The organism is Streptomyces sp. KL116D, assembly GCF_030766975.1.
Taxonomy (GTDB): Bacteria; Actinomycetota; Actinomycetes; order Streptomycetales; family Streptomycetaceae; genus Streptomyces; species Streptomyces longispororuber_A.
Genome location: NZ_JASERH010000039.1, coordinates 35031 through 61693, shown reverse-complemented (window position 1 = coordinate 61693; position 26663 = coordinate 35031). Strand labels below are relative to the sequence as shown.

At 71.2% G+C, this 26663-nt stretch carries 25 protein-coding genes; 13 read left to right on the top strand and 12 right to left on the bottom strand.

What is annotated here, in order from left to right:
* Positions 1–18: 18 nt before the first annotated feature.
* The 3 genes from RBJ77_RS15800 to RBJ77_RS15790 form a co-directional block, all read right to left on the bottom strand.
* Positions 19–885 (bottom strand): ABC transporter permease, encoded by an 867-nt coding sequence (locus RBJ77_RS15800; protein ID WP_372345601.1) that lies wholly within the window; start codon positions 883–885, stop codon positions 19–21.
* Positions 882–1640 (bottom strand): ABC transporter ATP-binding protein, encoded by a 759-nt coding sequence (locus RBJ77_RS15795; RefSeq protein ID WP_372345600.1) that lies wholly within the window; start codon positions 1638–1640, stop codon positions 882–884. Before RBJ77_RS15795 ends, RBJ77_RS15800 begins: the two co-directional genes overlap by 4 nt.
* Positions 1641–1851: 211 nt before the next feature.
* Positions 1852–2271: a Fur family transcriptional regulator gene (locus RBJ77_RS15790; protein ID WP_372345599.1), complete on the bottom strand. Its 420-nt coding sequence runs from the start codon at positions 2269–2271 to the stop codon at positions 1852–1854.
* Positions 2272–2410: 139 nt separating this feature from the next.
* Between RBJ77_RS15790 and katG the strand changes: the two genes are divergently transcribed.
* Positions 2411–4627, top strand: a complete 2217-nt coding sequence (katG, locus tag RBJ77_RS15785) for a catalase/peroxidase HPI (protein WP_372345598.1) — start codon at positions 2411–2413, stop codon at positions 4625–4627.
* A gap of 156 nt (positions 4628–4783) precedes the next feature.
* On the opposite strand, the gene RBJ77_RS15780 is transcribed toward katG, so the two are convergent.
* Together RBJ77_RS15780 and hisN are read right to left on the bottom strand one after the other, a co-directional pair.
* Positions 4784–5185 (bottom strand): cyclic nucleotide-binding/CBS domain-containing protein, encoded by a 402-nt coding sequence (locus RBJ77_RS15780; protein ID WP_372345597.1) that lies wholly within the window; start codon positions 5183–5185, stop codon positions 4784–4786.
* A 164-nt stretch (positions 5186–5349) separates the two neighbouring features.
* Positions 5350–6147 (bottom strand): histidinol-phosphatase, encoded by a 798-nt coding sequence (gene hisN / locus RBJ77_RS15775; RefSeq protein WP_255983169.1) that lies wholly within the window; start codon positions 6145–6147, stop codon positions 5350–5352.
* Between the two features lie 153 nt (positions 6148–6300).
* On the opposite strand from hisN, the gene RBJ77_RS15770 reads away from it, so the two are divergent.
* Positions 6301–6882: a TetR/AcrR family transcriptional regulator gene (locus RBJ77_RS15770; protein WP_372345596.1), complete on the top strand. Its 582-nt coding sequence runs from the start codon at positions 6301–6303 to the stop codon at positions 6880–6882.
* Between the two features lie 275 nt (positions 6883–7157).
* On the opposite strand, the gene RBJ77_RS15765 is transcribed toward RBJ77_RS15770, so the two are convergent.
* The 4 genes from RBJ77_RS15765 to RBJ77_RS15750 form a co-directional block, all read right to left on the bottom strand.
* Positions 7158–7481 carry a multidrug efflux SMR transporter gene (locus tag RBJ77_RS15765; protein ID WP_255982648.1) on the bottom strand — a complete coding sequence of 108 codons (324 nt, stop codon included), beginning with the start codon at positions 7479–7481 and terminating at the stop codon, positions 7158–7160.
* A gap of 108 nt (positions 7482–7589) precedes the next feature.
* Positions 7590–8600, bottom strand: coding sequence for a ribosome small subunit-dependent GTPase A (gene rsgA / locus RBJ77_RS15760; RefSeq protein ID WP_372345595.1), 1011 nt, complete (start codon positions 8598–8600; stop codon positions 7590–7592).
* Between the two features lie 11 nt (positions 8601–8611).
* Positions 8612–9937, bottom strand: a complete 1326-nt coding sequence (aroA, locus tag RBJ77_RS15755) for a 3-phosphoshikimate 1-carboxyvinyltransferase (protein ID WP_372345594.1) — start codon at positions 9935–9937, stop codon at positions 8612–8614.
* A gap of 36 nt (positions 9938–9973) precedes the next feature.
* A complete protein-coding gene (locus RBJ77_RS15750; RefSeq protein WP_372345593.1) occupies positions 9974–10675 on the bottom strand; it encodes a M50 family metallopeptidase in 702 nt (233 codons plus the stop codon).
* Between the two features lie 54 nt (positions 10676–10729).
* On the opposite strand from RBJ77_RS15750, the gene RBJ77_RS15745 reads away from it, so the two are divergent.
* From RBJ77_RS15745 to RBJ77_RS15700, 10 genes are all read left to right on the top strand, one after another.
* The gene (locus tag RBJ77_RS15745) at positions 10730–11545 is read left to right on the top strand and encodes an SOS response-associated peptidase (protein WP_372345592.1); all 816 of its coding nucleotides are present in this window, start codon (positions 10730–10732) and stop codon (positions 11543–11545) included.
* A 426-nt stretch (positions 11546–11971) separates the two neighbouring features.
* Positions 11972–12610 (top strand): alpha/beta family hydrolase, encoded by a 639-nt coding sequence (locus RBJ77_RS15740; protein ID WP_372345591.1) that lies wholly within the window; start codon positions 11972–11974, stop codon positions 12608–12610.
* 244 nt (positions 12611–12854) lie between these two features.
* Entirely contained in the window at positions 12855–13529 is a 675-nt protein-coding gene (gene sigR / locus RBJ77_RS15735; RefSeq protein ID WP_255982636.1) for an RNA polymerase sigma factor SigR, read from the top strand.
* Positions 13526–13822 (top strand): mycothiol system anti-sigma-R factor, encoded by a 297-nt coding sequence (gene rsrA / locus RBJ77_RS15730; protein ID WP_255982634.1) that lies wholly within the window; start codon positions 13526–13528, stop codon positions 13820–13822. Before sigR ends, rsrA begins: the two co-directional genes overlap by 4 nt.
* 218 nt (positions 13823–14040) lie before the next feature.
* Positions 14041–15372: an HD-GYP domain-containing protein gene (locus RBJ77_RS15725; protein WP_372345590.1), complete on the top strand. Its 1332-nt coding sequence runs from the start codon at positions 14041–14043 to the stop codon at positions 15370–15372.
* 500 nt (positions 15373–15872) lie between these two features.
* Positions 15873–17075: an HD-GYP domain-containing protein gene (locus RBJ77_RS15720; protein ID WP_372345615.1), complete on the top strand. Its 1203-nt coding sequence runs from the start codon at positions 15873–15875 to the stop codon at positions 17073–17075.
* 117 nt (positions 17076–17192) lie between these two features.
* Positions 17193–18173 (top strand): tetratricopeptide repeat protein, encoded by a 981-nt coding sequence (locus RBJ77_RS15715; RefSeq protein WP_372345589.1) that lies wholly within the window; start codon positions 17193–17195, stop codon positions 18171–18173.
* Between the two features lie 126 nt (positions 18174–18299).
* Positions 18300–18950: a peptide deformylase gene (gene def, locus RBJ77_RS15710; RefSeq protein ID WP_372345588.1), complete on the top strand. Its 651-nt coding sequence runs from the start codon at positions 18300–18302 to the stop codon at positions 18948–18950.
* Between the two features lie 381 nt (positions 18951–19331).
* Positions 19332–20369, top strand: a complete 1038-nt coding sequence (locus RBJ77_RS15705) for a multidrug MFS transporter (RefSeq protein WP_372345587.1) — start codon at positions 19332–19334, stop codon at positions 20367–20369.
* Positions 20366–21754 (top strand): cytochrome P450, encoded by a 1389-nt coding sequence (locus tag RBJ77_RS15700; RefSeq protein WP_372345586.1) that lies wholly within the window; start codon positions 20366–20368, stop codon positions 21752–21754. Before RBJ77_RS15705 ends, RBJ77_RS15700 begins: the two co-directional genes overlap by 4 nt.
* Before the next feature lie 178 nt (positions 21755–21932).
* Here RBJ77_RS15700 and RBJ77_RS15695 read toward each other — a convergent pair whose 3' ends face one another.
* Positions 21933–22910: a GlxA family transcriptional regulator gene (locus RBJ77_RS15695; RefSeq protein ID WP_372345585.1), complete on the bottom strand. Its 978-nt coding sequence runs from the start codon at positions 22908–22910 to the stop codon at positions 21933–21935.
* 93 nt (positions 22911–23003) lie between these two features.
* Between RBJ77_RS15695 and RBJ77_RS15690 the strand changes: the two genes are divergently transcribed.
* Positions 23004–23171 carry a hypothetical protein gene (locus RBJ77_RS15690; protein ID WP_255972017.1) on the top strand — a complete coding sequence of 56 codons (168 nt, stop codon included), beginning with the start codon at positions 23004–23006 and terminating at the stop codon, positions 23169–23171.
* A 4-nt stretch (positions 23172–23175) separates the two neighbouring features.
* On the opposite strand, the gene RBJ77_RS15685 is transcribed toward RBJ77_RS15690, so the two are convergent.
* A complete protein-coding gene (locus tag RBJ77_RS15685) occupies positions 23176–24195 on the bottom strand; it encodes a ribonucleotide-diphosphate reductase subunit beta (RefSeq protein ID WP_372345584.1) in 1020 nt (339 codons plus the stop codon).
* Positions 24195–26546, bottom strand: a complete 2352-nt coding sequence (locus RBJ77_RS15680) for a ribonucleoside-diphosphate reductase subunit alpha (protein WP_372345583.1) — start codon at positions 26544–26546, stop codon at positions 24195–24197. Before RBJ77_RS15680 ends, RBJ77_RS15685 begins: the two co-directional genes overlap by 1 nt.
* Between the last annotated feature and the right edge of the window lie 117 nt (positions 26547–26663).

The following is a 26663-nucleotide window of genomic DNA, read 5'->3' as shown; positions in this document are numbered from 1 at the left end:
AAGGTGAGGGTGGTGGGGTCAGGACTGGCCGCGGCCGCGGTCGCGCGGGGCCCAGGGGGTGAGCAGCCGGCCCGCGAGGCGCACCAGTTCGGAGAAGACGACGCCGAGGACGGCGACGCAGACGATGCCGACGAACATCACGTCGTTCTGGAAGAGGGCGCGGGCGTCGAAGATGAGGTGGCCGAGGCCGTCCGCCGCGGCGATCTGTTCCGAGGCGACGATGACGAGGACGGCGACGCCCGCCGCGATGCGCGCGCCGACCAGGACGGCCGGCAGGGAGGCGGGCAGCAGGACGTGGCGGAACATCTGCCAGGGCGAGGCGCCGAAGACCTGGCCCGCGTCGCGGTGGCCGGCCGGGACCGAGAGCACCGCGGCCATGGTGGAGATCCACACGAAGAAGAAGACGGTCGCCGCGACCAGGGCGATCTGGGGGCCTTCGCCGAGGCCGAACATGTTCAGGAAGACCGGGAGCAGGGCGAGCTTCGGGACGACGTAGAGGGCGTCGAGGAGCGGTTCGAGCGCGGCGCGGATCAGGGGGACCGAGCCCATGAGGAGGCCCAGGAGGTAGCCGGTGACGGTGCCGATCGCGTAGCCCGCGAGGACGCGCTTGAGGGTGGCCCACACGTCGGGCCACAGGTCGCCGTCGGCCGCCCGGTCCCAGCCGTCGGCGAGGATCGTGGACGGCGCCGGGTAGACGCGGTCGTCGATCCAGGACCGGGCGGCCGCGAGCTGCCACAGCAGGACCAGGGCCAGGGGGACCGCCACCGCGAGGGAGAGTTCGAGGGTGCGGTGTCTGCGGCGGGTGCGGGTGGGGTGGAGTTCCTGGGGGCCGGGGGCGCGGACCAGTACGTCGTCGGTCTGCTCGGCAGGCGTCGTGGTTGTCATGCCGGGACCGCCTCCTGGTGCACCTCGCCGCGCAGCAGGTCCCACAACTCGCCCTTGAGCGCGGTGAATTCGGGGGTGCTGCGGATGTCTCCGGTGCGCGGGCGGGGGAACGGCGGGCGGCGTTCGGCGATCACCCGGCCGGGGCGCGCCGACATCACCAGGACCCGGTCGCCGAGGAGGATCGCCTCCTCCAGGCTGTGCGTGATGAAGAGGGTCGTGGTGTGCGTCGCCTGGGTGAGGGCGAGGAGCTCGTCCTGGAGGATCGTGCGGAGCTGGGCGTCCAGGGCGGCGAACGGCTCGTCCATCAGGAGGATCTCCGGCTCGACGGCCAGCGCCCTGGCGATCGCGACGCGCTGGCGCATGCCGCCGGAGAGGGCGGCGGGATAGGCGTCGGCGAAGTCGGCGAGGCCCATGCGGGACAGCCAGTCGCGGGCCCGGGTGTTCGCCTCCTTGCGCGGGACCTTCTGGACGTCGAGGCCGAAGCGGACGTTGGCCAGGACCGTCTTCCAGTCGTAGATGCCGTAGTCCTGGAAGATCATCGCGGCCGGGCGGGGGCTGGTGGTGCGGATCTCCAGGGTGCCGGTGGAGGGGCGGGTCAGGCCCGCGGCTATCCGCAGGAGCGTGGACTTGCCGCAGCCCGAGGGGCCGACGACGCAGACGAACTCGCCGGGGGCGGCCGTGAGGTCCAGGGGGCCGAGGGCGTGGGTGGTGCCGAAGGTTCGGGTGAGGTCTGTGGCGCGGAGTTTGTGGTGCACGGGGCCCTCCGGGGGTGCGGTGGAGTGTGGTGGGCGCCCGCGAGAATATGACGGGTCGTCAGATTGCGGAAGGGGGTGCGTGGGGGGTGCATCGTTCGTCGTCGGGTGCGGGGCGTCGTGGTTGCTCGCGCAGTTCCCCGCGCCCCTGGCGGGGCGCATGCGAAAGGCCCGCACCGTTCGGTGCGGGCCTCGCGTGGTCGGGAAAGGGGCGTTACGCCGCCGTCGTGCAGTTGGGGCACAGGCCGCGGTACGTGACCTCCACGTCCGAGATCGTGAAGCCGAAGCGCTCGGAGTCCGGGAGGGCCGACAGGGGGTTGCCCGTCGGGTGGACGTCGCGGATCTGGCCGCACTGGGCGCAGACCAGGTGCTGGTGGGGGCGGTGCGCGTTCGGGTCGTAGCGCTTCGCGCGCTTGTCCGTCGCCACCTCGATGACCTCGCCGAGCGAAACCATCTCACCCAGGGTGTTATAGACGGTGGCCCGGGAAATCTCGGGAAGTCTCGCGACCGCTCGGGAGTGGACCTCGTCGGCCGTCAGGTGGACGTGATCCCCGTCGAGGACCTCGGCGACGACGCGGCGCTGCGCGGTCATCCGCCAGCCGCGTCCGCGCAGTCGTTCCAACAGGTCACTCATAAAGACCAGCCTAACAGTCAGGGGACCCAGGTCCCGAACGGGCGTAACCTTGGAGCATTGCTTGACTTAGACATTGTCCATTGTAGGATCAAGCACGGCTCAGGCCAAGTGACAGGACAACTCCGGAAGGGCGCCCCCAATGTCCGAGAACCATGAAGCAATCGTCACTGACCCGAAGGCGGAAGGTGAGGGTGGCTGCCCGGTCGCGCACGGGCGCGCGGCGCACCCGACCCAGGGCGGTGGAAACCGTCAGTGGTGGCCGGACCGGCTGAACCTGAAGATCCTCGCCAAGAACCCGGCGGTGGCGAACCCCCTGGGCGAGGAGTTCGACTACGCCGAGGCGTTCAACTCCCTCGACCTCCAGGCCGTGAAGCGGGACATCGCCGAGGTGCTCACCACCTCGCAGGACTGGTGGCCGGCCGACTTCGGCAACTACGGCCCGCTGATGATCCGGATGGCCTGGCACTCGGCCGGCACGTACCGGATCAGCGACGGCCGCGGTGGCGCCGGCGCCGGTCAGCAGCGCTTCGCGCCGCTCAACAGCTGGCCGGACAACGCCAGCCTCGACAAGGCCCGCCGTCTGCTGTGGCCGGTCAAGAAGAAGTACGGCCAGAACATCTCCTGGGCCGACCTCATGGTCCTCACCGGCAACGTCGCGCTGGAGACCATGGGCTTCAAGACCTTCGGCTTCGCCGGCGGCCGCGAGGACGTGTGGGAGCCCGAGGAGGACGTGTACTGGGGTCCCGAGACCGAGTGGCTCGGCGACAAGCGCTACACGGGCGACCGTGAGCTGGAGAACCCGCTGGGCGCGGTCCAGATGGGCCTCATCTACGTGAACCCCGAGGGGCCGAACGGGAACCCGGACCCGGTCGCCGCCGCCCGCGACATCCGTGAGACGTTCCGCCGCATGGCGATGAACGACGAGGAGACCGTCGCGCTCATCGCCGGTGGCCACACCTTCGGCAAGACCCACGGCGCCGGTCCCGCGGACAACGTCGGCGCGGACCCCGAGGCCGCCCCGATGGAGCAGCTCGGCCTCGGCTGGCAGAGCACGTACAACACCGGTGTCGGCAAGGACGCCATCACGTCCGGTCTCGAGGTCACCTGGACCGAGAAGCCGACCGAGTGGAGCAACCTCTTCTTCAAGAACCTCTTCGAGTACGAGTACGAGCTCGGCAAGAGCCCGGCCGGTGCTCACCAGTGGGTGGCGAAGAACGCCGAGGCGATCATCCCGGACGCCTTCGACTCGTCGAAGAAGCACCTTCCGACGATGCTCACCACCGACCTCTCGCTGCGCTTCGACCCGATCTACGAGCAGATCTCGCGGCGCTTCTACGAGAACCCGGAGGAGTTCGCGGACGCCTTCGCCCGCGCCTGGTACAAGCTGACGCACCGTGACATGGGTCCGGTCGTCCGCTACCTCGGCCCCGAGGTCCCCTCCGAGGTGCTGCTGTGGCAGGACCCGCTGCCGGCGCGCGAGGGCGAGCTCATCGGTGCCGCGGACGTCGCGGCGCTCAAGGAGCAGATCCTCGGCTCGGACCTCACCACCGCGCAGCTCGTCTCCGCGGCCTGGGCCTCGGCGTCCACCTTCCGCGGCAGCGACAAGCGCGGTGGCGCCAACGGCGCCCGGATCCGCCTGGAGCCGCAGCGCAGCTGGGAGGTGAACAACCCGGACGAGCTCGCCGGCGTGCTGCGCACGCTCGAGGGCATCCAGGAGTCGTTCAACGCCAAGGGCGGCAAGCAGGTCTCCCTCGCCGACCTGATCGTGCTCGCGGGCACCGCGGCCGTCGAGCAGGCGGCCAAGGACGGCGGCGTGCAGGTCGAGGTGCCGTTCTCGCCGGGCCGGGTGGACGCGACGCAGGAGCAGACGGACGTCGAGTCGTTCGCCGCGCTCGAGCCGACCGTCGACGGCTTCCGCAACTACGTGGGCAAGGGCAACCGCCTGCCGGCCGAGTACCTGCTGCTCGACAAGGCGAACCTGCTCACCCTGAGCGCGCCCGAGCTGACGGTCCTCGTCGGCGGTCTGCGCGTCCTGGGCGCCAACCACGGCGGCTCCAAGCACGGTGTCCTCACCGAGCGTCCCGGCACGCTGACGAACGACTTCTTCGTCAACCTGCTCGACCTGGACACCAAGTGGAAGTCCACGTCCGAGGCGCAGGACGAGTTCGAGGGCCGCGACGCCTCCGGTGCCGTCAAGTGGACCGGTACCCGCGCCGACCTGGTCTTCGGCTCGAACTCCGAGCTCCGTGCCGTCGCCGAGGTCTACGCGAGCGACGACGCCAAGGAGAAGTTCGTCAAGGACTTCGTCGCGGCGTGGAGCAAGGTCATGGACCTCGACCGGTTCGACCTGGCCTGAGGATCCCGCGGTGACTTCGGCACGCGTCCGGAGGCCGCGGTCATGGCCCTGCGCGGCTAGCTGACCCGGGCGCCTGCCGAGAGCGGGAGGGCCGGTTCCCTTCGGGGAGCCGGCCCTCTTTGTCGTGCCCGGCCCTTCGCGCCCGGCTCGTCGTGCCTAGACGGTCAGGGTCGGGGCGGGCCGCCTCGCCGGGGCCCAGCAGCGGATGATGTCGCGGACCGAGACGATGCCGACCGGCTCCTGCTGGTCGAGCACGATGAGGTGGCGGAAGCCGCCGTGCGTCATCGCGTCCGCCGCGTCCTCCAGGGTCCACGCCGGGGCGGCGAAGACGACGTCGGTGGTGGTGTGGGTGCCGGCGGTCTCGGCGTCCGGGTTCTGGTTCAGGCCGAGTGAGTTGAGGATGTCGCGCTCGGTCAGGATGCCGATGCCGCAGCCGTCGGGGTCGAGGACCACGGCGGCTCCGACGCGGCGGGCGGACATGAGGCGGGCCGCCTGTCGCAGGGTGTGGGCGGGACCGATGGTGAGGACCATCGTGCTCATGGCGTCACGGACGAGCATGGATGGAGCCACCTTCCTGTGGGAGGCACCTGTTGAACCGCTCAACAAGAAGCGGTTCACAAGTTCACAAGTGGGGGGACTCTCAGAGTTACAGGTAAAGGGAGCACCAACAAGGGGGCGCGGGAAGCGAGTTCAGGGGCGCCCGCAGCGCCCCCGGCCTCCGGTCAGCGGGTGTTCAGGTAGCTCAGCAGCTCGTCGTGGAGCAGACCGTTCGACGCCGCCGCGTTGCCGCTGTGCGGGCCGTGGCGTCCGTCGAGGCCGGTGAAGGTGCCGCCCGCCTCGGACACGACGATCGCGGTCGCCGCCATGTCCCACAGGGAGAGCTCCGGCTCGGCGCACATGTCGATCGAGCCCTCGGCGACCATCATGTACGGCCAGAAGTCGCCGTAGCCGCGGGTGCGCCACACCGCTCGGGTCAGGTCGAGGAACCCGTCGAGCCGCCCCTGCTCCTCCCAGCCGGTCAGCGAGGAGTACGCGAAGGAGGCGTCGGCGAGACGGCCCACCTTGGAGACGTGCAGCCGCGACGCGGAGGTCAGGCTGCGGCCCGTGTACGCACCCGCGCCCTTCGCCGCCCACCAGCGGCGGCCGAGCGCGGGGGCCGAGACGACACCGACCACGGGCTGGTAGCCGCCCTCGCCCGCCTCCATGAGGGAGATCAGCGTCGCCCAGACGGGAACGCCGCGCACGTAGTTCTTGGTGCCGTCGATCGGGTCGATGACCCAGCGGCGCGGGCCGGTGCCCTCGATGCCGTACTCCTCGCCGAGGATCGCGTCGCGCGGCCTGGCCCGCTGGAGGTTGCCACGGATCAGCTCCTCGGCCGCCTTGTCCGCCTCGCTCACCGGCGTCATGTCCGGCTTGGTCTCCACCTTCAGGTCGAGAGCCTTGAACCGGTCCATCGTCGCGGCGTCGGCGGCGTCCGCGAGGACGTGGGCGAGACGCAGATCATCGTGGTAGTCGGGCATGAGTGAACAGTATCGATCGTCGTCGGTCCGCTGCTACAGGGCCTGATCCCGTACCGGGCCCAGTGCTTGCCGTGCGGGCTATTGACACTGCGGACAACCCCGTCAACTCTGGCGAAACAAGCCGTTAAGGACCCGGCGGCCCGGGAGGCGACGATGCCTGCAGCGCGGGAATCCCTACTGGACGCGGCCTACACCGCGCTCGGCCGGCGCCCCTGGGGTGGGGTGCGGATGGTGGACGTGGCGGCGGTCGCCGGGGTCTCCCGGCAGACCCTCTACAACGAGTTCGGCAGCAAGGAGGGGCTCGCCCGGGCGCTCGTCCGCCGGGAGGCCGACGCGTACCTCGCCGGGGTCGACCGGGCCCTGAAGGAGGGCGGGCTCGACATGGTCGCGGAGTGGACGGTGGTCGCGGCGCGGCGCAATCCGCTGGTGCGGGCCGCGCTCACCGGCTGCTGGAGCGAGCGCCTGCCGTCGCCGACGCTGTCGGCCGTGCCGTCCTCGTCGGCCGTGCCGGCGCAGCGGCGGGCGGACGGGCCGCTGCCGGCTCCCGCCGACTTCGTGTCCGCCGTGCGCGATCGGTCGCTGGCCGCGCTCGGGGTGCCCGGGGCGGCCAAGACCGAGTCGGAGGCGCTGGCGCGGGACTGCGAGCTGGCGGTGCGGCTCGCTCTGTCGTGTGTGTTGGCTCCGCCGGGGGAGGGTGGGGTGGGGCGGATGGTGCGGGAGGCCGTCCGGCGGTAGGTGGGGCTTCCGGGTTCGGGTGGGCGGGTGCGGGTTCGTCGCGGGCTGCCGGGCGGTGGGTGGTTCCGCGTTCGGCTCGGTGGGTGTGGGCTTCGTCGCGGGCTTTCCGCCGGTGGGGCTTCTCGCGCAGTTCCCCGCGCCCCTGAAGGCTGCGGCTTCGCCGCGCCTTCCCCTGAGGACCTCCGTGCGCCTTCCCCTGAGGACCTCCGTGCGCCTTCCCCTGAGGACCTCCGTGCGCCTTCCCCTGGGAACCTTCGCGCGCCCTTCCCCGTGTGTCAGTGCGCCGAGCCCGAGAGTTGGAGGCCGATCACTCCTGCGATCACCAGGCTGATCGAGACGATCTTGAGGGTGGAGACGACGTCGCCGAGGAAGATCATTCCGTAGATCGCCGTGCCGGCCGCCCCGATGCCTGTCCAGACCGCGTACGCCGGGCCCACGTCCAGCTTCTTCAGGGACAGCGTGAGGAGGCCGAAGCTGCCGAGCGCGAACGCGGCGAACGCGATCGTCGGCCACAGCCGCGTGAAGCCGTGCGAGAGCTTCAGACAGACGGCGAAACCGGTCTCCAGGATCCCCGCGATGACGACCAGCAGCCACGCCATGTCCCTGTGCCTCCCGCGTTCCACTGATCTCGTAAGGATTCGATCTTGCGTCCGGCTTGGTGCGATTATGCCTTTACCAGCGGTGGGCGGCAGCAAACAAGGCTGAGGTCAGTCGCCCTCGTGGCGCTCGCGCGTGGCCAGCAGGCGGCGCAGCGAGTAGAGCCGGGCCGGATCGGCGTGGCCCTCCGCGACCCAGGCGTCGAGCGCGCAGTCCGGCTCGTCGTGGCTGCACGCGCGCGGGCAGTTCTCCGTGCCGGGTTCCAGGTCGGGGAACGCGTGGATGACGCGGGACGGGTCCACGTGGTGCAGCCCGAACGACCGCACGCCGGGGGTGTCGACCACCCAGCCCGCGTCGTCCGGCAGCGGCAGCGCGAGCGCCGACGTCGTCGTGTGCCGGCCGCGGCCCGTGACCGCGTTGACGTGGCCCGTCGAGCGGCGCCGGTCGCCCGGCACCAGCGCGTTCACCAGCGTCGTCTTGCCGACGCCCGAGTGACCGACGAACGCCGTCACCTTGCCGTCGAGCTGCTCGCGCACCCGGGCCACCGCCGTACCGTTCTCCAACTCCTCGCGGCTGGTCACGACGTACGGGATGTCCAGGTCGCCGTAGAGCTCGAGCAGCTTGTCCGGCGGGGCCAGGTCCGACTTGGTCAGGACGAGGAGCGGCGTGAGGCCGCCGTCGTACGCCGCCACCAGACAGCGGTCGATCATGCGCGGGCGCGGTTCGGGGTCGGCCAGCGCGGTGACGATGGCCAGCTGGTCGGCGTTGGCGACGACGACGCGCTCGTACGGGTCGTCGTCGTCCGCCGTGCGCCGCAGCACGGAGCTGCGGCCCGCGATGCGGACGATGCGCGCGAGCGTGTCCTTGTTGCCCGACAGATCGCCGACGACGGACACCCGGTCGCCCACGACCGCCGCCTTCCGGCCCAGCTCACGGGCCTTCATGGCGGTCACGGGGACGTCGTCGATGAGAACGGTGAGCCGCCCCCGGTCCACGGTGAGGACCATGCCCTCCGCGGCGTCCTCGTGCTTGGGCCGGATGTTCGTCCGGGGCCGGTTGCCCTTGCGGTTGGGACGCTGGCGGATGTCGTCCTCGTCGGTGTGCTTGCCGTAGCGGCGCATCGTGATGCTCCCTAGGACCGGTCGGTCCCGAGCATCGCGGTCCACATGTCCGGGAAGTCCGGCAGCGTCTTCGCCGTCGTCGCCACGTTCTCGATCTGCACGCCCTCCACGGCCAGGCCGATGATCGCGCCGGCCGTCGCCATGCGGTGGTCGTCGTACGTGTGGAAGATCCCGCCGTGCAGCCGGCGCGGGCGGATGTGCAGACCGTCGGCGGTCTCCGTCACGTCACCGCCCAGCTCGTTGATCTCCTTGGTCAGCGCGGCCAGCCGGTCCGTCTCGTGGAGCCGCAGGTGGGCGACGCCGCGCAGGGTGGACTCCGAGTCGGCGAGCGCCGCGACGGCGGCGATGCCCGGGGTCAGCTCGCCGACCTCCGACAGGTCCGCGTCGATGCCGTGGACGGAACCGGAACCGGTGAACTCCAGCCCGTTCTCCGTCAGCTCGCAGCTGCCGCCCATCCGCGTGAAGAGGTCGCGCAGCGCGTCACCCGGCTGTGTGGTCTGCGCCGGCCAGTCAGGGATCGTGACCTTGCCGCCGGTGATCAGGGCCGCGGCCAGGAACGGCTGCGCGTTCGAGAGGTCGGGCTCGATGGTGATGTCCCGGCCGAGCAGGGCGCCCGGGGTGACCCGCCACACGTTCGGCTCGCCGCCCGACTCCGGGGTGTCGACCTGGGCGCCGACCGCGCGCAGCATGTCGACCGTCATCCGGATGTGCGGCATGGAGGGCAACGACGAGCCGGTGTGCCGGACCTCGACGCCCTGGTTGAACCGCGGCCCCGACAGCAGCAGCGCCGACACGAACTGGGACGACGACGAGGCGTCGATCTCCACCGTGCCGCCGTCCAGCGCGCCCCCGCCGTGCACCGTCAGCGGCAGCGCGCCGCGCCCCTCGTCGTCGATCCGGGCGCCGAGCGCGCGCAGGGCGTCGATCACGGCGTGCAGCGGGCGCTCGTACGAACGGGGGTCGCCGTCGAACCGGATCGGCCCGTCGGCGAGCGCGGCGACCGGCGGCAGGAACCGCATCACGGTGCCGGCGTTGCCGACGTCGACCGTCGCGGGGCCCTGCAGACCCGACGGGATGACCCGCCACGCCTCGCCCGAACCGTCCGGGCCCACGCCCTCCTCGATGCCGACGCCCATGGCGCGCAGCGCGGTCGCCATCAGGTGGGTGTCGCGGGAGCGGAGCGGGCGGCGCAGCCAGCCGGGCTCCGCGGCGAGGGCGGCCAGGACCAGGGCCCGGTTGGTGACGGACTTGGACCCCGGCACCTGGACGGTCGCGTCGACGGCGCCGCTCGCGAGGGGGGCGGGCCAGAGGGCGGTGTGCGCGGGGTTCGTGGTCATGCCTTTACTTTAGTGGGCTGCGGCGGAGCGACCTGTTCACAGCCCCAGCAGCCAGCGACCGCCGCCCAGCAGTGAGCACAGTGAGACGGCGTGGAAGAAAAAGAGCCACATTCCCGCCGGGACGTGCGTGAGGCGCGAGAGCTGATCGGCGTCCGAGTCCCCGGCGCCCCCGCGCCGCCGCTTGCCCTGCAGCTCGAAGGCGGGCCGTACGCCGCCCAGGAGCAGGAACCACACCACGGCGTACGCGAAGGCGGCCTGCACCTGCGGTCCGGCGAGCCAGGACACCAGCAGGAAGGCGCCGCCCGCCACGACGACGGTCAGCACCCCGTACGCGTTCCTGATCATCACCAGCATCGCCACCAGCAGCACCGTGGCCAGCCACAGCAGCAGGGTGATGTGTCCCTCGGCGAGCAGGGCGGCGCCGCCGAGGCCGAGCAGCGGCGGGGCCGTGTAGCCGGCGGCCGCGGTCAGGATCATGCCGAGACCGGTCGGCTTGCCGCGGCTGACCGTCAGACCACTGGTGTCCGAGTGCAGCCGGATGCCGTCGAGGCGGCGGCCCATCAGCAGCGCGATCAGCCCGTGGCCGCCCTCGTGGGCGATGGTGATGGCGTTGCGGGAGAGCCGCCAGACGTTGCGCGGGACGATCGCCGCGAGCGCGAGCACTCCGGTGGCGATGACCACCCACTGGTCGGGGTCGGACTGGGTGCCGAAGATCCGGTCCCAGAGGCTGGCGTCCATGGTCTTTCCGGGCTCCCGTTCGGTGGAGGGCTTGCTTCTGGCACTGTGGCACGTATGTGCGGACGGTATGCATCGAGTCGTAGGCCCGAGGATCTCGCAGGGATCTTCGAGATCGAGAAGTGGGAGCCGGAGGAGGCCTACGAGCCTGACTTCAACGTGGCCCCCACCAAGGAGGTCTACGCGGTCATGGACCGCCCCGTGAAAGACGCAGAGGACCCGCGTCCGGTTCGCCAGCTGCGCAAGCTGAAGTGGGGGCTCGTGCCGTCCTGGGCGAAGACGCCGGAGGGCGGCGCCCGCATGATCAACGCGCGGGCCGAGACGGTGCACGAGAAGCCGTCGTACCGCCGGGCCTTCACCACGCGGCGCTGCATCATCCCCGCGGACGGCTATTACGAGTGGGTGACCGCGGCCGCCGAGCGGGACCTGGAGGTCGAGGGGAAGAAGAAGCGGCCGCGCAAGCAGCCGTACTTCGTGACGCCCGCGGACGGGTCCGTGTTCGCGATGGCCGGCCTGTACGAGTTCTGGCGCGACCGGACGCTGCCCGACGAGCATCCGCTGGCGTGGTGGGTGACGTGCTCCGTGATCACCACGGAGGCCGAGACCGGGCCGCTGGGCGTGGCGCCCGCGGACGGGCCGCGGTCCCTCGCCGACATCCATCCCCGGATGCCGTTGATGCTCACGGCCGACCGGTGGGACGCGTGGCTCGATCCCGCGCGGACGGACGTCGAGGATCTGCGCACGCTGTTGGCTCCGCCGCCGGAGGGGCTGATGCGGGCGTATCCGGTGTCGACGGCCGTGAGCAACGTGCGCAACAACGGTCCCGAACTCCTGAAGGAACTGGAGGCCCCGGAGGAGGGCACCCTGTTCTGACCGGGCCCGCCGTGTCGCCGCGGGGCTCGGTGCCGATCGGCGTCTGCGGGCCGGTGGGGCTGGTCGCGCAGTTCCCCGCGCCCCTCAAGGAACGGCGGCTCGCCGTGGCCGGCAGGCATCTCAGCCGACCGCCGGCCGGTGGGGCTTCTCGCGCAGTTCCCCGCGCCCCTGACATGCCGACTGCGTCGGCCGGGCTGGTCTTTCGTCGCGACCTGCGGGCCGGTGGGGCTTCTCGCGCAGTTCCCCGCGCCCCTGGAGCGTGCGGCTGCGCCGCAGCCCCATGGGCGCTCCTTGAGATGGCGCACGCAGTGCGCATCTCAGGGGCGCGGGGAACTGCGCGAGAAGCCCCACCGGACCCGCACCCGCCCACGAGACACGCACCACCCCACCCCCGTCGCGGTCGTTGCGGCGGGGCACCATTGCCCGGTGACCCGTACCACTGAAACCGTGCACACCGAGACCGGCGAAGCCCGCATCACCTGGTATCCGGCTCCGCGCCCGCGACTCACCCTCGCCGCGAGCCACGGCGCGGGCGGCGGCATCGAGGCCCGCGACCTCCAGGCCCTCGCCGCCACCCTGCCGGCCCACGGAGTGACCGTCGCTCTGGTGGAGCAGCCGTGGCGGGTGGCGGGAAAGAAGCTGGCCCCCGCCCCGAAGACCCTGGACACCGGCTGGCGGGGCGTGTGGCCAGCCCTGGCCCAGGCCGGCCCACCCGTGATCGCCGGAGGCCGCAGCGCGGGCGCCCGCGTCGCCTGCCGCACGGCCACCGAACTGGGCGCCGCCGCCGTCCTCGCGCTGAGCTTCCCGCTGCACCCGCCGGGCAAGCCGGAGAAGTCCCGCGCCGACGAACTCCTCGGTGCGGGCGTGCCCACCCTCGTCGTCCAGGGCGGCAACGACCCGTTCGGCAGGCCCGCCGAGTTCCCGGCCGAGGACACGTACGAGATCGTCGAAGTCCCGTACGGGGATCACGGATTCGCGGTGCCCAAGCGCGCCGACCTCACCCAGGACGAGGCCCTCGCGGTGATCACCGACGCCGTCGTCGCGTGGACCCGGTCACTCCCGTAGCGGCCGGGAATGTTGAGTGCGGGACGACTGTTGTGCCGAATGTCGGTGCACAGAGTTCGTACGAGAGGAAGTCCGCCGCATGGGTTCGACCATCTGCCCGAGCCGCGCCACCACTCCTGACCTGGAGTGGACGGTGCTGAGCGCGGCCAAGACCGCTCCTATTCGGGCGGCGGGCGGACCGGATCGTCGTCTATCCTCCGATTCGAGTGGGACCTTTCCGGGTTCCGCGACGTCGTTGGAGGAGGTGGGTCCGGTCACAGGGACCGACGCAGGGACCGAACACGGCCAGGCGGACGAGCAGCCCGAGCCTGCGGAGACGTCTGCCGAGCGCAGTGCGCGCTTCGAGCGGGACGCGCTGGAGTTCCTCGACCAGATGTACTCGGCTGCGCTGCGCATGACGCGCAATCCGGCGGATGCGGAGGACCTGGTGCAGGAGACGTACGCCAAGGCGTACGCGTCCTTCCACCAGTTCCGCGAGGGCACCAACCTCAAGGCGTGGCTGTACCGGATCCTCACGAACACCTTCATCAACTCGTACCGCAAGAAGCAGCGCGAGCCCCAGCGCAGTGCCGCCGAGGAGATCGAGGACTGGCAGCTGGCCCGCGCCGAGTCGCACATGTCGACCGGTCTGCGCTCCGCCGAGTCGCAGGCGCTCGACCATCTGCCGGACTCGGACGTGAAGTCGGCGCTGCAGGCCATCCCCGAGGAATTCCGCATCGCGGTCTATCTCGCGGACGTAGAGGGCTTTGCGTACAAGGAGATCGCGGACATCATGGGGACACCCATCGGGACTGTGATGTCCCGGCTCCACCGGGGACGCCGCCAGTTGCGCGGCATGCTGGAGGACTACGCCCGTGACCGCGGGCTCGTCCCGGCCGGCGCCGGAGAGTCGAACGAAGCGAAAGGCTCGGGCTCATGAGCTGCGGAGAGCCGCACGAGACGGACTGCAGTGAGGTCCTGGACCATCTCTACGAGTACCTCGACCACGAGATGCCGGACCCGGACTGCACCAAGTTCGAGGTGCACTTCGAGGAGTGCAGCCCGTGCCTGGAGAAGTACGGCCTGGAGCAGGCCGTGAAGAAGCTGGTCAAGCGGTGCTGCGGCCATGACGACGTGCCCAGCGACCTGCGGGCCAAGGTCATGGGGCGGATCGATCTGATCCGCTCGGGCCAGGCCACGCCCGAAGAGGGCCTGGGCAAGCCGCTCGCCTGAGCCGGCCCGGCCCGCCCCGGTCGGCTGTCTGCCGGCCCGGAGGGTCCGGAACTTCCTTGTGGGGAACGGGAGTTGTCCCAGTTCCGGATGTGGTTCACCCGATCGTGCTAATCCGGGGCCTCTGGCCCCGGTAATCCCCGCGATGCCGCCCGGGCGGCGTGACGGGCGGCCTAATCTCTGGACTCCGTGAACTGAACGTCACGGGGAGGGGGTTGGGCATGCGGTCGGTTCCGCCGATGGCCGGTGCGTATGTGTTCCTGACCGTCACTGTGGGCGTCGTGTGCACGGCGCCCGCGTTCTCCCCCGGCACCTCCTGGTCCGCCGTCGGGCTGCTCGCGTGCGTGTACGCGGGGTGCGAGCAGGTCGGCCGCTGCCGGATCATCGGCCGGCGCGCGCCCAGGGGTATGGGCACCTTCTTCCCGGTCCTGCTCGCAGGAGCGTTTCTGCTGCCGCCGGCCGCGGCCGCGCTGGTGGCCGTGCCCGGCGCGCTGCTGGCCCGTGTCGAGCAGCGGCCGAAGTGGCTGCGCCGGATCTGGCGCGCGGCCCAACTCGCCCTCGGCATCTGGGCGTCGGCGCGGGTCTTCGACGCGCTCGGCGGGCCCGGGGCGGTCTCCGCGCCGCGCTTCCCGTACGCGCTCGTGCCCGGCTGCGCCGCCGCCCTCGTCTTCTGCGCCGTCCTGACCGTGCTCGACGGCGGCATCCTCGCGACGGCCGAGCGGGTACCGCTGCGCACCGCCTGGCGCGGCCTCTTCCTGCGGTCGCTGGCGCCGGTCGTCGTGCACGGGCTCGCGGGGCTGGTGATGGCGGTGCTGTGGGCCAGTCCGTACGGGCCGGTGGCCTCGCTCCTCGTACTGCTGCCGATGTACATCTCCTGCTGGGTGTTCGCCCAGTACCAGCGGGAGCGCGCCGCCCACCAGGCGACCATCAGGGCCCTGGTGCAGGCCGTCGACATCAAGGACGGGTACACGCGCGGGCACAGTGAGCGGGTCGGGCAGGCGTCCATGATGATCGCGCGCGAGCTGGGGATGGCGGAGGAGCGCGTGGAGGTGCTCCGGTTCGCCGGGATCCTGCACGACGTGGGCAAACTCGGCGTGCCCACGCGGCTGTTGCGCAAGGACGGGCCGCTCACGCCCGAGGAGCGCGAGGTCATTCAGCTGCATCCCGAGTACGGGCACGAGATGGTGCGCGGGATCGGGTTCCTCGGTGAGGCGCGGGCGGCGATCCTGCACCACCACGAGCGGCTGGACGGGAGCGGGTATCCGTACGGGCTCGTGGGGACGCAGATTCCGGAGTTCGCGCGGGTGGTGGCGGTGGCGGACGCGTTCGACGCGATGACTTCTACGCGGACGTACTCGCGGGCGCGGCCGGTTGCGGTCGCCCTGGCGGAATTGGAGCGGTGTGCGGGGTCGCAGTTCGATCCGGTGATGGTGCGGGCGCTGGTGGCCGTGCTCGGGCGGGACGGGTGGCATCCCGTGGTGACGGCGGACGAGGTGGGTGTGGCGTCGGTGCGGGTGGAGGGTGTGCCGGTGTCGGGGGCGGCGTCGCGGTGAGGTTCCCTGGGCCGGGGGAGCCGGAGCGTTGGGCCGGGGCGGGGGGTGGGTCCCGTCCCGATGAATCGTTGCGCGGCACCGGGGGTGGGCTGCCTGCCACGGGGTCCGGGCCTGGCGAATCGTTGCGCGGTACCGGGGGTGGGCTGCCTGCCACGGGGTCCGGGCCTGACGAATCGTTGCGCGGCACCGGGGGTGGGCTGTCCTCCACGGGGTCCGGCCCTGGCGAATCGTTGCGCGGCACCGGGGGCCGCCTTGCCCACCCTGCCGCCCCAGGCGGCAGATTGCCCAAGGCGGGGTCGGGGGCGGGGTCGGGCGGCAGGTTGCCCGAGGCGGGGTCGGGGTTGGGCGTCACGGGCGGGGAGCCGGGGGCAGGCGGCAGGGTGCCCAAGGCGGGGGCGGGGTCGCGCGCTACGGGCGGGGAGCCGGGGGCGGGCGGCAGGGTGTCCGAGGCGAAGGCAGGGGTGGGGCGGGGGTTTTTCTTTGGGGTTTATGGGGTTGCCCTGGGGGTCACCCTCGTCGCTCTCGTGGGGACCGTCCGGGAGGGGATCGACGAGCGGGGGGTCGCCGTCGCCTTCGGGGTGCTGGTCGCCGTGGGGGAGCTGGCGCGGTGGGGCGGGGGCGGGGACCGGGAACCCGCGCCGCTCGGGGCCGCGGGAGCGCTCGCGTACGCGTTGCTGGGAGAGGTGGCGGGGGAGCCCACGGGGCACGGGGTGCTGCAGGTCGTCGCGATCACCGTGGCGGGCGCGCTCGTCGGGTGCGTGCCGCACGTGGCCCGGGGGAGGGGGCCCACCCTCGACCACATGGCGCGGCGGGTGCTGACGGTCGCCTTCGCCGCCGTCTGCTTCCAACCGCTCTACAACCAGGGCAAGTTGGCGGAGTGGTTCGGCGGCGGCGCGTACTACGCCCTGCTCATCGCCGGACTGCTCGTGCTCACCGCGCTGTGCGACGCCGTGCTCGCCGCCGCCATGGCCAGGGCCAGGACCCGGTGGCCGTTCGGCCCGCTGCTCCGCGACGAGCTGCGGGCCATGCTCGGCATCGGCTCCGCGGTGTGCGCGACCGGCGCGGTCATGGCGCTCGCCGTCGCCGTCGCCGGGCTGTGGGCGCTGCCCGTGATCAGTCTGCCGCTGCTCCTCACCCAGCTGGCCTTCCGCCGGTACTCCGCGGTGAAGGAGACCTACCGGCAGACCATCGCCTCGCTGGCCCGCGCCACCGAGATCGCCGGGTACACCCCGCACGGGCACGCCCACCGGGTGGCGGCGCTGAGCCGTGCCATAGGGCGTGACCTGGGGCTCTCCGGTCCCGATCTGACCGTTCTGGAGTACGCGGCCCTGATGCACGACATCGGGCAGCTGTCGCTGGTCGACCCCGTGGTGGAAGGCGCCACCGCGGCGCTGCCGCCGGCCCAGCAGCGGCGGATAGCGCTCCTCGGCGGCGCCGTCGTCCGGCAGACCGGCGTGGACGCCCGGATCGCCGTGGTGGTCGAGCGGCAGGCCGATCCGTACCGTGAACAGCCCCTCACCGCCCGGATTGTGCGGACAGCGAACGCGTACGACGAGATGGCCAGGGAACAGGGCCCTCAGGGGCCGCTGGCGGCCTTGGAACGGCTGCGTCTGGCCACGGGCCACGAGTACCAGCCGGAGGTCGTGGAAGCCCTGGCCAGAGTGGTGTCGCACCCCGGTCTGAGCCTAGGGTCGGCTGGGTAACCCATGGGTAATGAGCGGGCGTCCGACCGTACGTGGTTGGATGCGAATGAAGGCAGGAATCGCAGCGAACGCGCGGCGTCCGGGGGCGCAGGCCTCGAGCATCGGCAGGCGGGAATCGTGAGGATCTTCGGCAAGGGACGGCACCGGCCCTCCGCCTCCTGGCGGCAGGCCACGGATCGTGCGTTCACGCTGATCGGCGACGGTCGCTACGAGGACGCGGGAGCGCTGCTCACCCGCGCCGCCGACCTGGAGCCGTGGCTGTCCGAGTCCTGGTTCAACCTCGCGCTGCTGCACAAGTTCCGGCACGACTGGGAGCAGGCCAGGACGGCCGGGCTGCGTGCGGTGGCGCTGCTGGACCGGGAGACCGGTGCTCCCGACTGGTGGAACGTGGGGATCGCCGCGACCGCGCTGCAGGACTGGCCGCTGGCGCGGCGGGCCTGGCAGGCGTACGGGCTGAAGGTGCCGGGCGGCGCCGCCGCTGCCGGTGAGCCGACCGGGATGGATTTGGGCAGCGCCGCCGTGCGGCTGTCGCCGGAGGGCGAGGCGGAGGTCGTGTGGGGCCGCAGGCTCGATCCGGCGCGCATGGAGGTGCTGTCCATTCCGCTGCCGTCGTCCGGGCGGCGCTGGGGCGAGGTCGTGCTGCACGACGGGGTGCCGCACGGGGAGCGGACGACCGCGGCCGGGCACTCGTACCCCGTCTTCGACGAGATCGAGCTGTGGGCGCCGTCGCCGGTGCCGACGTGGGTGGTGCTCCTGGAGGCCGCCACCGAGGCCGACCGGGACGCGCTGGAGCGGCTGGCCGCCGACGCGGGCTTCGCCGCGGAGGACTGGTCGTCGTCGGTGCGGCTGCTGTGCCGGATGTGCTCGGAGTCGCGGATGCCGTCCGACGAGGGCGACGGCGAGCACCTCGATCCGCACGACCACAGCGAGCCGGGGCACCCCGGGCCGCTGGGGCACCGGACCGACGGGCAGCTGTGGGTGCCGGAGCGGGAGTGCGGGGTGGCCGCGCCGGCTTCGTTGGTGCGGGGGCTGCTCGACGGGTGGGTGGCGGATTCGCCGGACTCGCGGGATTGGCGGGATCTCGAAGAGGTCTGTTAGGACGCACTGCCGGGTGTGGGCCGTGTGTGGTTGCTCGCGCCGTTCCCCGCGCCCCTGAAGGGGCGCCTCCTACCTCCCCGTACCCTTGTGGACGTACTCGTCTCCCTAGGAAGGCTTACTCCGGTCATGGCCCAGCAGGACACCGATCAGCAGCACTCCGGCGTGCTCCCCGTGGACGACGAGGGCTTCGTCATCGACACGGAGGACTGTGAGGCACGGGAGGCGGCGTACCGCGAGCGGGGCACGTCGCGGCCCATCACCGTGGTCGGCAACCCCGTCCTGCACAAGGAGTGCAAGGACGTGACCGCCTTCGACGACGAGCTCGCCAAGCTCGTCGACGACATGTTCGCCAGCCAGCGCACCGCCGAGGGCGTCGGTCTCGCCGCCAACCAGATCGGTGTGGACCTCAAGGTCTTCGTGTACGACTGCCCGGACGACGAGGGCGTGCGCCACACCGGCGTCGTCTGCAACCCGGTCCTCCAGGAGCTGCCCGCCGACCAGCGCCGCCTCGACGACTCGAACGAGGGCTGCCTGTCGGTGCCGACCGCGTACGCCGAACTCGCCCGCCCCGACTACGCGGTGGTCACCGGCAAGGACGAGAAGGGCAACGCGATCACCGTGCGCGGCACCGGCTACTTCGCGCGCTGCCTGCAGCACGAGACGGACCACCTGTACGGCTACCTGTACATCGACCGGCTGTCGAAGCGCGAGCGCAAGAACGCGCTGAAGCAGATGGAGGAAGGGACCCCGCGCTACCCCGTGGTCCCCAACGACTGAGCCCTTCAGGCCCGTTGGTCCCCGAGCGGCGTCTGGTACGGATGATTCCGGCCAGGCGCCGCTCTCTCGTGCGCCCACAGACGCTCGCGGAACACCCGTCGACACCCGCACACACCCGCGTACGCCCGCGTGTGCGAACAGGACCGGCCGTCGGAGATCCATATTCGGTCATGTAAGGGGACGAATCCGGTGACGAGGGGTAGTGAGGGGAGCAAATCCGTTCCCAGAACGGTCAGTTGTAGTGCTGAATAGAAAGCGCGGGGATACGCAACGGCGCGCGCCCGGCACTGCGGGAGGGGCGTACGCCTTCAGGCGGCAGAGAGGGGTTTGTTCGTGCCTGCTTATCCACAGACAGCGGTCCCACCGGCGCTGGCGCTTCCGGTGATCGAGGACGCGTTTCCTCGCAATCTCCACCCGTATTGGCCAAAGCTCCAGGAGAAGACCCGCTCCTGGCTGCTCGAAAAACGGCTCATGTCCGCCGACAAGGTGGAGAAATATGCCGATGGCCTGTGCTACACGGACCTGATGGCGGGCTACTACATTGGTGCTCCCAACGACGTGCTGGCCGCGATATGCGACTACAGCGCGTGGTTCTTCGTCTGGGACGACCGCCACGACCGCGACGTGATCCACGGAAGGACGGCGAGCTGGCGGCGGCTCGCCGTCCAGCTGCACGCGGCCACCGAGGCCCCGCAGCTTCACCTGGACCACAGGGACCCGCTGGTCGCGGGCTTCGCGGAAAGTCTCGAGCGGCTCTACGGCTCGCTGGGCCGGACGTGGAACGCCCGGTTCGCCCGCCACTTCCACGTGGTGATCGACGCGTACGACCAGGAGTTCCGCAACCGAATGACGGGAACGATCCCGTCCGTCGACGAGTACATCGCTCTGCGCCGGAATACGTTCGCGCACTGGATATGGGTCGACCTGTTGGAGCCGGCCGCCCAGCACGAACTCCCCACCTGGGTGCGGAAGAACGAAGCATTTACGCGCGCGGCGCTTGCCTGCCAGGATTTCGCCGCCTGGTACAACGACCTCTGCTCCCTTCCGAAAGAACTCGCGGGAGAGGAACTGCACAACCTCGGAATCAGCCTCATCAAACACGAAGGGCTTTCCCTTCAGGAGGCGATCGTAGAAGTGCGGAGGAGGATCGAGGGAACCATCACCGATTTCCTCGACGCGGAGATCGAGGTCGAGCGTCTCGCGGCCGCGACCGAGAATATCGGACCGCACGGAAAGGAACTCGCGGACGCCATCAGGTCGTGCATGTCGAATATGCGGAACTGGTTCAGTTCCGTGTACTGGTTCCATCACGAATCGGGGCGGTACGCGGTGGACAGCTGGGACGATCGCGCCACTCCGCCGTACATCACCGACACCGAACCCACGGAACAGACGGATCAAGTAGGTGAGTGCGCATGACCGTCGAGTCCACGCTGCCGGCCCCCGCGCCGAGCACCGGCCCCGAGCAGCCGCCGCCCGCCCCCGGTGGCGCGCCGCTCCTGGGCCACGCCTGGAACCTGCTGCGCGACCCGCTGGGCTTCCTGACGGAGCTGCGCGACGGCGGCGACGTCGTCCGGCTGAAACTGGGCCCGAAGACGGCCTACGCGGTGTGCGACCCGGAGCTGGTCGCCACGCTCCTCAAGAGCCCGGACTTCCTGGTCGGCGGGCCGCTGTGGGAGACCATGGGCGTCCTGCTGGGCAAGGGCGTGGCGACCAGCAACGGGCCGCTGCACCGACGTCAACGCCGGGCGATCCAGCCCGCGTTCAGGATGGACCGCATCCACGACTACGCGGTCGTGATGGAGGACGAGGCGCGCGCGATGGCCGCGCGCTGGAGCGACGGACAGACCGTCGACATCGGCGCCGAGGTGTTCCGCACCGCGACCCGGATCGTGGCGCGTTCCGTGCTCCGGGTCGAGTCGATCGACGAGCGGGCGGACCGGCTGAGCACGGCACTGCACACGGTGTTCGAAGGTCTGTACCGGCGGATGATCCTGTCCTTCGGGCCGCTGTACCGGATGCCGCTGCCGGCCAATCGGCGATTCGAGAACGCGCTGGCCGATTTGCATCGGCTGGTCGACGAGATCATCGCCGAGCGAAGGGCCGCGGCGGCTTCAATGGCCCCGGGAAGCAATCCGGACGACCTCCTCGCGGCTTTGCTCGACGACCGCGACGAGAATGGTGAAACGGTCAACGAGCAGGAGGTGCACGACCAAGTCGTCTCGCTCGTCGTGGCGGGCGCCGAGAATGTGGCGAAGACGCTGACGTGGACGTTCCAGCTTCTCGCCGAACACCCCGAGCACGAAAGCCGGTTGAGCGAGGAGCTCGAATCCGTCACGGGTGGTCGGCCGGTCGCTTTCGGTGACATCAAAGAACTCGCATATATGCGGAATCTCATCACCGAGTCGATGCGGATACGGCCCGCCGTCTGGATATTGACGCGGCTCGCCGCCGTCGACACGACGCTCGGCGGGTATCGCATTCCGGCCGGGTCGGACATCGTCTACAGCCCGCTGGCCATGCAGCGCGACCCGCGCGCGTTCCACGACCACCTGGCGTTCGACCCCGACCGCTGGCTGCCCGAGCGCGCCGCGGACGTCACGCCCGCGGCGCACGCGCCGTTCAGCGTCGGCAACCGCAAGTGCCCGGGCGACCACTTCAGCATGGCCGAGCTGTCCCTGGTCCTGGGGGCGGTCGTGCAGAAGTGGCGGGTGACGCCGGCCGCCGGTGCGGACGGCACGCCCCGGATCGGGATCACGCTCCAGCCCCGGCAGGCGCTGATCAGGGTGGAGGCGCGCAGCTAGGGCCCTAGGGCCTGTCGGCAAACTCCCGTCTGCCCCGCGGCGTCTGGCACGCACGCTCGCCGCGTTGCCGGAAGGCCCGGGTAGCTCCGCTACCAGGACCTTCCGGCGCCTTGCGATCGCACGCACCAGACGCCGCGGGGCCGCCCTTCGGGCGACGACGGGAGTTTGACGACAGGCCCTAGCCCGCGAGCCGGACCCGGAAGGTCCTTCTGAAGGCGTTGGGCGTCGTGCCCAACGCCTTCATGAACTGGTGCCGCATCGCCGCCGCGTTGCCGAACCCCGCGCGGAACGCGATCGCGTCGACCGTCTCGTCGGTGCCCTCCAGCAACGCCTGCGCCAGCAGCACCCGTTGGCGCAGCAGCCAGCGGTACGGGGTGGTGCCCGTCTCCTGCTGGAAGCGGCGCGCGAAGGTGCGCGGGGACATGTGCGCACGCGCCGCGAGCTCCTCCACGGTCACCGGCGCGTCCAGGTTCCGCTCCATCCAGGTCAGCACCTCGCCCACCGTGTCGCAGCGGGAGACGGGCAGCGGGCGCTCCACGTACTGCGCCTGGCCGCCGTCGCGGTGCGGCGGGACGACCATCCGGCGGGCGATCGCGTTGGCCACCTCGGAGCCGTGCTCGGTGCGGACGATGTGCAGGCAGGCGTCGATGCCCGCGGCCGTGCCGGCGGAGGTGATCACCGGGCCCTCGTCGACGTACAGCACGTCCGGGTCGACCCGGGTGCGCGGGAACTGGACGGCCAGCTCCCGGGCGTAGCGCCAGTGGACCGCGCAGCGGCGCCCGTCGAGCAGTCCGGCCGCGCCGAGCACGAACACCCCCGCGCACAGGCTGAGTACGCGCGCGCCCCGGTCGACCGCCTCCCGCAGCGCGTCGAGCAGCTCCGGCGGGTACTGGTCGAACCGGCGCCCGGCCGAGGGGATCGCGATGAGGTCGGCCTCCGCGAGCCGTTCCAGGCCGTGCGGGGTGGAGATCGTCATCCCGGGGACGTGCGTGGTCAGCGTCGGCCCCTCGGCGGAGACCGTCGCGAAGTCGTACACGGGGAGCCCGGCGTCGCTCCGGTCGAGGCCGAACACCTCGCAGACGACGCCGAGTTCGAAGGGGTGCACGCCGTCGAGGAGCACCGCGGCCACGTTCGTCAATGTCGCTGCCTTCTGCATGTCGCCCAGTGTGCCGCAGAGTTGGCAGTAATTCGAGGGTCGGTGACGGTCCTGCCACTGCCCGGGCGGTCCGTGCGGCGCGACAGTAGAGGCATGAACACAGCGATGAACTACCTCACCGTCCTCGTCGTCTTCCTCCTCCTCGCCGCCCCGTCCCTGTACGGGATGGCGCACGACCGCCGCATCGACCGCGAGATCGCGAAGGCGCGGCGCGAGGCCGAGGAGACCTCCCGCCGCGCCGGGTTCGCCAAGGCGGCCTAGGACCCTAGAACTCCTCGTCGAAGCCGACCGAACCCTCGACCGCGACCTGGTAGGCCGAGGGGCGGCGCTCGAAGAAGTTGGTCAGCTCCTGGACGCCCTGCAGCTCCATGAAGGAGAAGGGGTTCTCCGAGCCGTAGACGGGCGCGAAGCCGAGGCGCTGGAGCCGCTGGTCGGCGACGCACTCCAGGTACTGCCGCATGGACTCGGTGTTCATGCCCGGCAGGCCGTCACCGCACAGGTCGCGGCCGAACTGCAGCTCCGCCTCGACCGCCTCCCGCAGCATGGCGGTGACCTGCTGCTCCAGCTCGTCGTCGAACAGGTCCGGCTCCTCCTTGCGGACCGTGTCGACCACGTCGAAGGCGAAGCTCATGTGCATCGTCTCGTCGCGGAACACCCAGTTGGTGCCGGTGGCGAGCCCGTGCAGCAGGCCGCGCGAGCGGAACCAGTAGACGTAGGCGAACGCCCCGTAGAAGAACAGCCCCTCGATGCACGCCGCGAAGCAGATCAGGTTGAGCAGGAAGCGGCGGCGGTCCGCCTTGGACTCCAGGCGGTCCATCTGCTCGACCGAGTCCATCCACGTGAAGCAGAACTCGGCCTTCTCGCGGATCGACGGGATGTTCTCCACCGCCGCGAACGCCGCCGCCCGGTCCTCCGGGTCGGGCAGGTACGTGTCGAGCAGCGTCAGATAGAACTGGACGTGCACGGCCTCCTCGAACAGCTGACGGCTCAAGTAGAGCCGCGCCTCGGGGGAGTTGATGTGCTTGTAGAGCGTCAGCACCAGGTTGTTGGCGACGATCGAGTCGCCCGTCGCGAAGAACGCGACCAGCCGGCCGATCATGTGCTGCTCGCCCGGCGACAGCTTCGCGAGGTCGGCGACGTCCGAGTGGAGGTCGACCTCCTCCACCGTCCAGGTGTTCTTGATCGCGTCCCGGTAGCGCTCGTAGAAGTCCGGGTAGCGCATGGGACGCAGGGTCAGTTCGAAGCCCGGGTCGAGCAGGTTCTTTTCCGTGGCAGGGGTGGTCATTACTGGCAGGCCTCGCAGGACTCGGGGTTTTCCAGGGAGCAGGCGACCGCGTCGGCCTCGGACACCGTCTGTACGGGGACGGTGGCGCGGGCCGCGGCGCGGGCGATGCGCGTCGCGGGGCGCGAGCGCAGGTAGTACGTCGTCTTCAGGCCCGACTTCCAGGCGTACGCGTACATCGAGGAGAGCTTGCCGATGGTCGGCGTCTCCATGAACAGGTTCAGGGACTGGGCCTGGTCGAGGAACGGGGTGCGGGCCGCCGCCATGTCGATGAGGCCGCGCTGCGGGATCTCCCACGCCGTGCGGTACAGGGCGCGCACCTCCTCGGGCACCCAGGTGAAGCCCTGCACCGAGCCGTTGGACTCGCGCAGCGCCTCCCGGGTCTGCGCGTCCCAGACGCCGAGCGCCTTGAGCTCCGCCACCAAATACGAGTTCACCTGGAGGAACTCGCCCGACAGCGTCTCGCGCTTGAAGAGGTTGGAGACCTGCGGCTCGATGCACTCGTAGACGCCCGCGATGGACGCGATGGTGGCCGTCGGCGCGATGGCGAGGAGCAGCGAGTTGCGCATGCCGGTCGAGGCGATGCGCTCGCGCAGCGCGGCCCAGCGCTCCGGCCAGGTGAACTCGACGCCGTAGTGGTCGGGGTGCAGCACGCCGCGCGCGGTACGGGTCTTCTCCCAGGCCGGGAGCGGGCCGTTGCGCTCGGCGAGGTCGGCGGACGCCTCGTACGCGGCCAGCATGATGCGCTCCTGGATCCGCGTGGAGAGCGCCTTGGCCTCGGGGGAGTCGAACGGGAGCCGCAGCTTGAACAGGACGTCCTGCAGCCCCATCGCGCCCAGGCCCACCGGACGCCAGCGGGCGTTGGAACGGCCCGCCTGCTCGGTCGGGTAGAAGTTGATGTCGACGACCCGGTCGAGGAACGTGACGGCCGTGCGGACGGTCTCGTCGAGCCGCTCCCAGTCGATGTCCGAACCGTCGACGAACGCGCCGAGGTTGACCGACCCCAGGTTGCAGACGGCCGTCTCCCCGTCGTCCGTCACCTCCAGGATCTCGGTGCACAGGTTCGAGGAGTGGACCGTGTGGCCGGGCTCCGCCGTCTGGTTGGCGGTGCGGTTGGCGGCGTCCTTGAAGGTCAGCCAGCCGTTGCCGGTCTGCGCGAGGGTGCGCATCATGCGGCCGTACAGGTCCCGCGCGGGGATGGTCTTCTGGGCCTTGCCGTCCGCCTCGGCCTTCCTGTACGCGGCGTCGAACTCCGCGCCCCACAGGTCGACCAGCTCGGGCACGTCGGCCGGCGAGAACAGCGACCACGGCGCGTCCGCGTTCACCCGGCGCATGCACTCGTCCGGGATCCAGTGCGCCAGGTTCAGGTTGTGGGTGCGGCGCGCGTCCTCACCGGTGTTGTCGCGCAGCTCCAGGAACTCCTCGATGTCGGAGTGCCACGTCTCCAGGTAGACGGCGGCGGCGCCCTTGCGGCGGCCGCCCTGGTTCACGGCGGCGACCGAGGCGTCCAGCGTCTTGAGGAACGGCACGATGCCGTTGGAGTGCCCGTTCGTGCCGCGGATCAGCGAACCGCGGCTGCGGATGCGGGAGTACGAGAGGCCGATGCCGCCCGCGTGCTTCGACAGCCGGGCCACCTGGTGGTAGCGGTCGTAGATCGAGTCGAGCTCGTCCAGCGGGGAGTCGAGCAGGTAGCAGCTCGACATCTGCGGGTGCCGGGTGCCGGAGTTGAAGAGCGTGGGGGAGGAGGGCAGGTAGTCGAGCCGGCTCATCAGGCCGTACAGCGCGGCGACCTCGTCCAGGGCGCGGGCCGAGTCGTCCTCGGCCAGGCCCGCGGCGACGCGCAGCATGAAGTGCTGCGGGGTCTCGACGACGTGCCGGGTGATCGGGTGGCGCAGCAGGTAGCGGCTGTGCAGGGTGCGCAGCCCGAAGTAGCCGAAGCGGTCGTCGGCGGCCGGGTCGATCAGGGCGTCGAGCCGGGCGGCGTGCACGCGGACGAACTCGGCGGTGCGGTCCGCGATCAGGCCCTCGCGGTGGCCGACCGCGACCGACTCCGTGAAGGACGTGACGCCCTGCGAGGCGGCCTCGGCGGCGATGGAGAGGGTGAGCAGGCGCGCGGCGAGCCGGGAGTACGCGGGGTCCTCGGAGATCAGCCCGGCCGCGGCCTCGGTGGCGAGTTCGCGCAGCTCGGCCTCGTCGGCGCGGGCACTGCGGCCGCGCAGCGCGGCGGCGGCGACCCGGCCGGGGTCGGCGTCGGGGAGGTCGGCGGTCAGCTCGGTCAGGGTGCGCAGCAGCGCGGTACCCGGAGCGTCTTCCGGTGCGGCTGGGATCGGTTCGGCGGGCGGCGCGATGGTCACGTGGAGGCTCTCCCTCGCTCGGCTCGGGGCCTGCGGGGAGGAGTGGCTCGGGCGCGCACACGGCGGCGCCGTCGTCACCGGCCCATTCCGCGAGGCCCGGACGTCGTCGACACCCGG

Coding starts and splice junctions, on each gene's coding strand:
- rsrA (WP_255982634.1), top strand. CDS start 13,526: ATGAGCTGCGGAGAGCCGCACGAGACGGACTGCAGTGAGGTCCTGGAC.
- RBJ77_RS15750 (WP_372345593.1), bottom strand. CDS start 10,675: ATGGACGCCAGCCTCTGGGACCGGATCTTCGGCACCCAGTCCGACCCC.
- RBJ77_RS15765 (WP_255982648.1), bottom strand. CDS start 7,481: ATGGCGTGGCTGCTGGTCGTCATCGCGGGGATCCTGGAGACCGGTTTC.
- RBJ77_RS15745 (WP_372345592.1), top strand. CDS start 10,730: ATGTGCGGACGGTATGCATCGAGTCGTAGGCCCGAGGATCTCGCAGGG.
- RBJ77_RS15700 (WP_372345586.1), top strand. CDS start 20,366: ATGACCGTCGAGTCCACGCTGCCGGCCCCCGCGCCGAGCACCGGCCCC.
- rsgA (WP_372345595.1), bottom strand. CDS start 8,600: ATGCGCCGCTACGGCAAGCACACCGACGAGGACGACATCCGCCAGCGT.
- aroA (WP_372345594.1), bottom strand. CDS start 9,937: ATGACCACGAACCCCGCGCACACCGCCCTCTGGCCCGCCCCCCTCGCG.
- RBJ77_RS15685 (WP_372345584.1), bottom strand. CDS start 24,195: ATGACCACCCCTGCCACGGAAAAGAACCTGCTCGACCCGGGCTTCGAA.
- RBJ77_RS15690 (WP_255972017.1), top strand. CDS start 23,004: ATGAACACAGCGATGAACTACCTCACCGTCCTCGTCGTCTTCCTCCTC.
- RBJ77_RS15790 (WP_372345599.1), bottom strand. CDS start 2,271: ATGAGTGACCTGTTGGAACGACTGCGCGGACGCGGCTGGCGGATGACC.
- RBJ77_RS15695 (WP_372345585.1), bottom strand. CDS start 22,910: ATGCAGAAGGCAGCGACATTGACGAACGTGGCCGCGGTGCTCCTCGAC.
- RBJ77_RS15800 (WP_372345601.1), bottom strand. CDS start 885: ATGACAACCACGACGCCTGCCGAGCAGACCGACGACGTACTGGTCCGC.
- RBJ77_RS15780 (WP_372345597.1), bottom strand. CDS start 5,185: ATGCTCGTCCGTGACGCCATGAGCACGATGGTCCTCACCATCGGTCCC.
- def (WP_372345588.1), top strand. CDS start 18,300: ATGGCCCAGCAGGACACCGATCAGCAGCACTCCGGCGTGCTCCCCGTG.
- hisN (WP_255983169.1), bottom strand. CDS start 6,147: ATGCCCGACTACCACGATGATCTGCGTCTCGCCCACGTCCTCGCGGAC.
- RBJ77_RS15770 (WP_372345596.1), top strand. CDS start 6,301: ATGCCTGCAGCGCGGGAATCCCTACTGGACGCGGCCTACACCGCGCTC.
- katG (WP_372345598.1), top strand. CDS start 2,411: ATGTCCGAGAACCATGAAGCAATCGTCACTGACCCGAAGGCGGAAGGT.
- RBJ77_RS15725 (WP_372345590.1), top strand. CDS start 14,041: ATGCGGTCGGTTCCGCCGATGGCCGGTGCGTATGTGTTCCTGACCGTC.